The sequence below is a fragment of the Streptomyces sp. E2N166 genome (assembly GCF_003671715.1).
Taxonomy (GTDB): Bacteria; Actinomycetota; Actinomycetes; order Streptomycetales; family Streptomycetaceae; genus Streptomyces; species Streptomyces thinghirensis.
In genome coordinates, this window is the sequence record NZ_RAIF01000032.1 from 1,684,240 (window position 1) to 1,691,426 (window position 7,187).

Annotated in this window: 6 protein-coding genes; all 6 read right to left on the reverse strand. The window is 72.7% G+C overall.

All coding sequences use genetic code 11. The features are described 5' to 3' along the window. Window positions 1-350: 350 nt before the first annotated feature. The 6 genes from EBH09_RS34630 to EBH09_RS34655 all read right to left on the reverse strand — a co-directional run bounded on the left by EBH09_RS34630 (window position 351) and on the right by EBH09_RS34655 (window position 6,929). A complete protein-coding gene (locus EBH09_RS34630) occupies window positions 351-962 on the reverse strand; it encodes a 3'-5' exonuclease (protein ID WP_121750747.1) in 612 nt (203 codons plus the stop codon). Window positions 963-1,024: 62 nt separating this feature from the next. After that, the gene (locus tag EBH09_RS34635; protein WP_121750748.1) at window positions 1,025-3,094 is read right to left on the reverse strand and encodes an iron ABC transporter permease; all 2,070 of its coding nucleotides are present in this window, start codon (window positions 3,092-3,094) and stop codon (window positions 1,025-1,027) included. A 7-nt stretch (window positions 3,095-3,101) separates the two neighbouring features. Further along, on the reverse strand, window positions 3,102-4,085 hold the full coding sequence (locus EBH09_RS34640; RefSeq protein ID WP_121750749.1) for an iron-siderophore ABC transporter substrate-binding protein: 984 nt from the start codon (window positions 4,083-4,085) through the stop codon (window positions 3,102-3,104). Beyond that, window positions 4,082-4,945, reverse strand: coding sequence for a siderophore ABC transporter ATP-binding protein CdtA (gene cdtA / locus EBH09_RS34645; protein WP_121750750.1), 864 nt, complete (start codon window positions 4,943-4,945; stop codon window positions 4,082-4,084). The genes EBH09_RS34640 and cdtA overlap by 4 nt, the downstream gene beginning before the upstream one ends. Before the next feature lie 103 nt (window positions 4,946-5,048). Then, window positions 5,049-5,612, reverse strand: coding sequence for an MSMEG_1061 family FMN-dependent PPOX-type flavoprotein (locus EBH09_RS34650; RefSeq protein ID WP_121750751.1), 564 nt, complete (start codon window positions 5,610-5,612; stop codon window positions 5,049-5,051). Window positions 5,613-5,744: 132 nt separating this feature from the next. Then, window positions 5,745-6,929 carry a spore photoproduct lyase family protein gene (locus EBH09_RS34655; RefSeq protein ID WP_121750752.1) on the reverse strand — a complete coding sequence of 395 codons (1,185 nt, stop codon included), beginning with the start codon at window positions 6,927-6,929 and terminating at the stop codon, window positions 5,745-5,747. Between the last annotated feature and the right edge of the window lie 258 nt (window positions 6,930-7,187).

Sequence of the window (7,187 nt, forward strand, 5' to 3'; positions counted from 1 at the left end):
GCGGGTATCTCGACGCCGCGGGACACCTCCGTGGCCGGGTCGGTGGCCGATCCGTCGGCAGCGGCGGCCGGGACGGCCTGCGCACCGAGGGCGAGCGCGACCGTGACGGCCGCGGCGAGCGTGCGTGGGCGTGGGGGCATGGCGAACCTCCTGGGGAAGGGCCGGAACCGGTCGGCCGCGGTCCGGTGGGAGAGGGCCGTGGTCGCGCTGCTCCTGTGGGGTGACGGGACCGTAACCGGCCAGGGGTTACCACGGGTAGCGCCATGCTTATTACGGTTCAGTAACTTGACGGTCTGTCTAACAACGGTCACGCCGCCAACCAGGACGTGCCCGACTGTTCGGCGGCGACGTCAGGACCCGCCACGCCCTCCGACAGCGGGCCAGGCTCCCAGGTCGGCCAGCCAAAGCACCAGCGCCGCGATGTTCCAGGCGTCGTCCACGCCACGGTGGTGCCGACCCTCCAGCGGCAGCCCGGCGAGTTCGAGAGCCCGCGCCATACCGGGCCTGCGGCCCAGCCCGTGGGCGTCGGTGAAGACCGCCTTGGCGTTGGTGTGCGTGCGCTCGGCAGGGTGGCCGAAGGGATGGGGGACCCCGTCCGCGGCGCACTGGCGGACGAACTGGCGCCGGTCGTAGTCGCCCCAGCTCGCCCAGGGCCGGACGCCCGCGCCGTGCTCCCGCACCAGCGTGGCGCAGGCCTGGGCGAAACTCACGCCCCGGTCGGCCTCGGCCTGGGTGATGCCGGTGAGTTCGGTGCAGAACGCGCTGACCCGGGAGCGGGAGGGCCGCACCAGGACGCGGTGCCGGCTCACGCGCTCCCGGGCGTCGAGGTCGACCACGGCGAGCCCGATCTCGATGACCTCGCTCACCGCGCCGGGCGGCGGCTGCCCCTCCCAGCAGGTGGCCTCCAGGTCGATGACGTTCAGCAGGGTCTCGCGGCCCCCGTCCGCGGCGCGTCGGTCCATCCCGGCACCGTACGAGGGCACGCGATCGGCGTCACCCGGTTTTCGGCCGGGGGCGGAGGCACCTACCGGCGGCTGCGCACCAGCAGGTACAGGAAGTACGGCGTACCGATGACCGCCGTCATGAGTCCCGCGCCGAGCTGTGCCGGCGCGATCACCGTGCGGCCGATGAGGTCGGCGGCGCAGACGAGCGTGGCGCCGAGGAGGAGCGCGACGGGCACGACCCGCACGTGCCGCCGGCCCACGAGGGCGCGGGCCGCGTGCGGGGCCACGAGCCCGACGAAGCCGATGGTGCCCGCGCAGGCCACGGCCGTCGAACTGAGTACGACGCTGAGCACGAGGAACCCGAGGCGTCCCGGACCCAGCGCAAGGCCCAGCAGCCGGGGTGTGTCCTCGTCCAGCGAGATCAGGTCCAGCTCGGTGCGCCGGGCGACCGCCACACCGATGCCCACGGTCAGCGCCAGCGCGACCGGCACGATGTCCGGCATGGTCCGCCCGTAGGTGGAACCCGACAGCCAGGTCAGCGCCTTCGTCGCGTTGAACGGGTCGGTGAGCACGATCAGCAGGCTGATCAGCGCGGTCGTCGCGGCGGCGACACCGATGCCGACGAGGACCAGCCGGTTCTGCTGGAAGCCGCCCCGGGCGGCGAGCCCGAAGACGAGGACCGCGGTGACGGCGGACCCCGCGAAAGCGGCACCGGCGACCCCCCACGTCCCGGCGACCGGCGCGGTGGTCACCAGGACCACGGCACCCAGCGCGCCCCCGCCGGAGACGCCCAGGACGCTGGGTTCCGCGAGCGGGTTGCGGGTCACCGCCTGCACCAGCGTGCCGGCCAGGGCGAGCGCCGCACCCGCGCAGAGCGCGGCGAGCACCCGGGGCACCCGCGTGTCCAGGACGAACGAGACGGTCCGCCCGGCCCGCCCCTGCGCCCAGTTGACGACGTCACCGAGCAGCAGCTTGCTGTCGCCGACCAGCACGGCGGCGATCACGAGACCGACCAGGACGGCGGCCAGGGCCACCACGGTGGCCAGGAACACCGTCCGGCTCGGGATGCGCAACCGGTCGGGCGCGCCGGCCCCGGCCGTGTCCTTCAGCCGCAGCGCCATGACGACCAGGAACACGGCGCCGACCAGGCTGGTGACGACGCCCGTGGGGACGGCCACCGAGAGGTCGTCCGCGACGAAGGCCCGCAGCAGCACGTCCGAACCGAGGACCAGGGCCGCGCCGGTGAGCGCCGCCGCCGGCATGGCCGTTCGGGATCGTGCGAAGCCGCGGAACCGGCGGGCGAGCGGGCGGACGAGGGCGGGTGCGCACAGGCCGACGAAGCCGATCGGCCCGGCGAGCGTGACCGCGGCGGCGGACAGCAGCGCCGCCAGGACGACGACCGTGACCCGGGTGGCCCGGACCGGGACGCCCAGGCCGCGCGCGGCGTCGTCGCCGAGCGCGAGCGCGTCCACCCGACGGGCCGTCAGCAGCAGCCCCACGAGCCCGGCCAGGGCGATGGCCAGCATCTGCAGGACGCCGTCGAAGCCGTTCTGGGCGATGCTGCCCTGGTTCCACTGGTAGAGGCCGTCCGTCTGCTCGGGGAAGAGCAGCAGCAGTCCCTCCGTCATGGAGTTGAACCCCAGCATCAGCGCCGTACCGGCGAGCACCAGCCGGACGGTGCCCGTGCCGAGCCCGGACAGGCCGAGCACGACGGCCGCCGCCGCAAGGCCGCCGGCGAAGGCGACGCCGGAGGAGGCGATCATCGGGAGCGAGACGCCGGTGGCGCCGACCAGTCCGAGCGCCAGGTAGGAACCCGCGTTGACGGCCAGGGTGTCGGGGGACGCCAGCACATTGCGGCTGACCGCCTGGAGCACGGCACCGGCCGTGCCGAGGACGGCACCGACCAGGAGCCCCGCGGCCATCCGGGGCAGCCGGGACGCGATCACGACGGACGCGTCGTCCGGATCTGCCTGCCCGGTAAGGGCCTTGAACACCTCGGCGGGTCCCACGGCGGCGGTGCCCTGGGTGATGTCGGCGACGGCCAGGACGGCGACCAGCAGGACGAGCCCGGCCGTCACCGCGGCCGCACCCGACCGGGACGTGGGAGCCGTCGACGGACGGGCAGCGGGTTTGGTTGCGGTGACGGCCATGGCCTCGCTACTTCGTCAGCGCGCCGACGACGGCGTCGATGTACGCCTCCATCGACCCGGGGCCACCGAACATCCAGATGCCGTCGTTCAGCCGGTGCACGTCGCCGGCCTTCACGAAGGGCAGGGACTTCCACACCGAGTTCTCGGCAAGCGCGCCGGTGAACGGGGTGGCGTTCGGGTCGTCGTCGTTGCCGATGTAGGCGAAGTGGGTGCCCTCCGGCAGGGCGGTCAGACCCTCGACGTCGGTGGAGGCGAGACCGTAGGCCTCGTCGCCCTTCACCTTCCAGGCGTTCTTCAGACCGATCGCCTCGTTGACCTCACCGATGAGGGAGGTCGCGGTGTAGGGGCGGATGGAGACCTGGTTGGAGGTCACGTAGCCGTCGGCGAAGGCGATCTCCTGGCCGGCCATCTTGGCGTCGGCCAGGGCCTTCTTGCCCTCGGCGACCTTCGCCTCGAAGTCGGCGCGGATCGTCTTCGCCTTGTCCGTGGTGCCGGTGGCCTTGGCGATGAGGTCGACGTTGTCGAGCATCTGCCCGATCTGGTCGGTGCCGTCGGCGGACTTCACCTCCAGCACCGGGGCGACCTCGCGCAGCTGCTTCACGGCGGCGGGCGGCAGGTCCGTGGTGGCGACGATGAGATCGGGGGCCAGGGAGGCGACGGTGTCCATGCTGGGCTCGCCGCGCGTACCGATGTCCTTGGGCTCGTTCTTCAGCGGGACCGAGGTGTCCCACGTCTTGTAGCCCTTGACGTCCGCCACGCCGACCGGGTCGACACCCAGCGAGACGAGGCTCTCGACGGCGTTCCACTCGGTGGCGACGACCTTGGTGGCCGGGCCGTCGAGCTTCACCTCGGTGCCCTTGCCATCCTTGAGCGTGATGGCCTCGGAGGCCTTCTTCTCGGTCTTGTCGGCGGCGGGCTCGGTGGTGCCGCAGGCGGCGAGGGTGAGCGCCGCGGCGGTGGTGGCGGCCGCGGTGAGCAGGAGGCGTCTCATGAGGTGGTGCCGAGCCTTTCGGGGGTTCGTATGTGGTGGCGGCCGATCGGGCGGGTGCGCAGCCGGCCGGTCAGGGGGTCGGTGTCGACGTCGATCCGGATGCCGTAGACGGCACTGAGGCGTTCCGGCGTCAGCACGTCCTCGGGCGGGCCGTCGGCGACGATGCGGCCCGCTTCGAGAAGCGTGATCCGGTCGGCGACGGCCGCGGCCTGGTCGAGGTCGTGCAGGACGACACCGACGGCGATGCCGTGGTCGTCGGCCAGGTCGCGGATGAGGTCGAGGAGTTCGATCTGGTAGCGCAGGTCGAGGTAGGTCGTCGGTTCGTCCAGGAGCAGTACGCCGGTCTCCTGGGCGAGGCAGCTAGCGAGCCACACCCGCTGCAACTGCCCGCCGGACAGGTGGTCGGCGCCGCGGTCGGCGAGGCCGTCGACGCCGGTGAGCGCCAGCGCCCGGTCGACGGCGGCCGGGCCGTCCGGGTCCGGCCGCCCCCAGCGGCCCCGGTACGGATAGCGGCCGAACTCGACGACGTCCCGGACGGTCAGCCCGCCGGGAGTCGGACGCCCCTGCGTCAGCAGGGCCACGAACCGCGAGAACTCACGGGACGTCAGCGCCAGGCCGTCGGTGTCCCCGTCGATGCTGAGCGTGGCACTGCGGGCACGCTGGAGCCGGGCGACGGTCCGCAGCAGCGTCGACTTGCCGCTGCCGTTCGGTCCCACCAGGACGGTCACTTCACCGGGCCTGAGCCGGACCTCCGCGTCGTGCACGACATCGACACCGTCGTACGCCACGGTCACACCGGTCGCCGACAGTTCATGACCGCGCAGGCGCGGGGTGCCGGCTGCGTCTTCACCAGATCTCACGTGGCGAAGGTTAGCCTAACCTAAAAATCGCTGGTAGAGACGGGGCTCACACAGCTTCGGCGGCGACCGTGGCGCCCCGTTCGCCGCCGGCCGGGCGACTGGCTCAACTCACCTGCCACGACTGGGGTTTCCACAATCCCGCCCGGTTCAGGGACTGCGGGCAGTGAAGGTAGATCTCGTCGATCTCCACAAGCAGGGCGAGGTCCGGACGCCGCCCGTCCCGTGCCATCGCGTCGAAGAAGGGGGCGTCGGTGAGGATGCGGGCCCGGCCGTTGATCCGCAGTACCTCCTTGCCGCCGGGGATCAGGTAGAGCAGTCCGGCGTGCGGATTGTCGAGAATGTTGTGGAAGCTGTCGCCCCGCCGGTTCCCCGCCCGGTCCGGCAGGGCGAGGGTGCCGGGTGAGAGGACGTGCGTGAAGCCCGGCGCGTCGCCGCGCGGCGAGACGTCGCAGCCGCCCCCGGCGTCGGACGTGGCCAGCAGGCAGAAGGGGGAGCGGGCCAGTATGTCCCGGTCCTCGTCCGTGAGCCGGTCGTGGACCTTGTCTATGACGAGGGGCCAGGGCTCGCCCAGCAGCTCGCGCAGTTCCGCGCGCGAGCCGAGCTCGACCCAGCCCTCCTCGGTGACGGCGCCCGGTCGTTCTCCGGTCGCGTCGATCGTGTGCGGCAAGGCCGGCTCCCCAGGTGTGTGCTTGCCGGAAGTGGCCTTCCGGCGGACGGTTGCACCCGGCACGTTATCCGACGTCAGGTCCGCCTTGCCCGGCGCCCGGAGCGACGCGGAGCGCGGCTGGGCGGTGCGCCCTCAGAAGGCGTACCGGACGCGCAGCCAGGGCGCATGGGCGGCGACGAGCGCCCGGAGCCGCTCCACCGCCCCGGCCTTGACACTGTTCCGGTAGCGCACGTTCAGCGCGCCGTTCTCCGAGCGCTTGGCCTGCTGGAGCTCGGGCCGCCACAGCACCTCCTCGGCGCGCGGGTGCCAGCCGAGGTTGACCTCGTGCAGTTCCCGGTTGTGGGTCAGCGTGATCACCTCGGCGGCGGCCTGTCGTTTGACCCGGTCCGGCAGGACGTCGTCGAGGTGCCGCAGCAGCCCCGCCCAGGCCTCCTCCCAGCCCGGCCGCACCACCACGGGGGAGAGGTTGAAGTGCACCTCGTAGCCGGCGTCCAGGAAGTCGCCGGCCGCGGCGATGCGCTCGGCCACCGGTGAGGTGCGCACGTCCAGCAGCCGGGAGTCGTCCGGCGGCATCACGGAGAAGCGGATCCGGGTCCGGCCGCGCGGATCGAGGGCGAGCAGGTCGGGGTTGACGAACTTGGTGGCGAAGGACGCCTTGGCCGTCGGCCACTGCCGGAAGGCGTGCACCAGGTCCGCGGTGTTGTCGCAGATCAGGGCGTCCACCGAGCAGTCGCCGTTCTCGCCGACGTCGTAGACCCAGGCTTCGGGGTCGCACTGGTTCGGCTCGGGCTTGGGCCCCTGCCGGGCGATGTGCCGGCCGAGGTGGGCGATGATCCGGTCGATGTTGGTGAAGACGGTCACGGGGTTGGCGTATCCCTTGCGGCGCGGCACATAGCAGTAGGCGCAGGCCATGGCGCAGCCGTTGGAGGCGCCGGGAGCGATCCAGTCCGCGGAACGGCCGTTGGGGCGGGTGGTCAGCGTCTTCCTCTCGCCCAGGACCAGCGTCTCACCCTTGATCCGCACCCAGCGCTCGACGTTGCCCTCGTTGCCGTGCAGGCCGGGGACGCGCCAGTGGGAGTCCACCTCGACGACGCGGGCGTCGGGGAAGCGGGCGAGAATCTGCCGGCCGCGCGGGGACGCGGCCGCCGCCGGCTCGGCGTGGATCTCGCGGACGGGCAGCAGACGGCGGGCGGTGGAGGAGTCCCGGAAGAGCGGTCCGCCGGCGGCGGCCGCCGCAGCCGGCGGACCGGGCGTCAGGGCGTCGAGGCCGAACAGGGTGCCGGGGCCGTCGTCCGGTGCGGTGGACGGGTCGTGCATGGGTGCTCCGGTGGGGCGGGTGCGGGACGGACCGCTCCCGGCCTCGGTGCGCCGCGGATGGTCCCGGTCCCTCCACTGTACGAAGCGCGTGGTGCTTTCCGCGGTGTCACGCGACCGGTCGGGGGCATACGCGTGACACGGCACCGGCCCGGTGCCGCCGATCCGAAGGGATGTACACCGTGCTCGCCATCATCGCGGCGGTTCTGTTCCTCATCGCCTGGCTGATCAACGCGGCGGAGATCTCGACCAACGACATCT

What these genes read in the sequence shown, in the direction of transcription:
- EBH09_RS34630 (WP_121750747.1), bottom strand. Translation starts at nt 962, where the DNA reads ATGGACCGACGCGCCGCGGACGGGGGCCGCGAGACCCTGCTGAACGTC.
- EBH09_RS34655 (WP_121750752.1), bottom strand. Translation starts at nt 6,929, where the DNA reads ATGCACGACCCGTCCACCGCACCGGACGACGGCCCCGGCACCCTGTTC.
- EBH09_RS34640 (WP_121750749.1), bottom strand. Translation starts at nt 4,085, where the DNA reads ATGAGACGCCTCCTGCTCACCGCGGCCGCCACCACCGCCGCGGCGCTC.
- EBH09_RS34635 (WP_121750748.1), bottom strand. Translation starts at nt 3,094, where the DNA reads ATGGCCGTCACCGCAACCAAACCCGCTGCCCGTCCGTCGACGGCTCCC.